The sequence below is a fragment of the Aeromicrobium phragmitis genome (assembly GCF_003674095.1).
GTDB lineage: Bacteria > Actinomycetota > Actinomycetes > Propionibacteriales > Nocardioidaceae > Aeromicrobium > Aeromicrobium phragmitis.
Map to the genome: position 1 here is coordinate 1 of NZ_RDBF01000312.1, position 280 is coordinate 280.

The window sequence follows — 280 nt, forward strand, 5'->3', positions numbered from 1 at the left end:
ACGACCTCGTCCGGCTCTCGGTCGGCATCGAGGACATCGACGACCTCGTGGCCGACCTCGAGCAGGCGCTCGCCTAAGCCTCGAGTCGGACGTACGCGTCGGGGGCGAGCCGGTCGAAGCGGCCGGGCTCGCAGGTCAGCACCACGATCTGCGTCGTGCCCTCCCGAGCGATGCGGTGCAAGGTGGCGAGCATCCGCTGGCGCCGGATCGGATCGGCGTAACCGAGGGCATCGTCGAGTACCACGGGGGCGCCGGACTCCTCGCTCACCAGACGGGCAGT

Annotated in this window: 2 protein-coding genes; one reads left to right on the plus strand and one right to left on the minus strand. The window is 70.4% G+C overall.

Annotated elements, in window-relative coordinates; genetic code table 11:
- Positions 1–77 (plus strand): PLP-dependent transferase (locus D9V41_RS18635; protein WP_133434261.1); only part of this gene is annotated, 77 nt, incomplete at its 5' end.
- Here the strand turns inward: D9V41_RS18635 and D9V41_RS18225 are convergent.
- A partial coding sequence (locus D9V41_RS18225; protein WP_166376142.1) for a hypothetical protein occupies positions 74–280 on the minus strand: 207 nt, incomplete at its 5' end. The genes D9V41_RS18635 and D9V41_RS18225 overlap by 4 nt on opposite strands.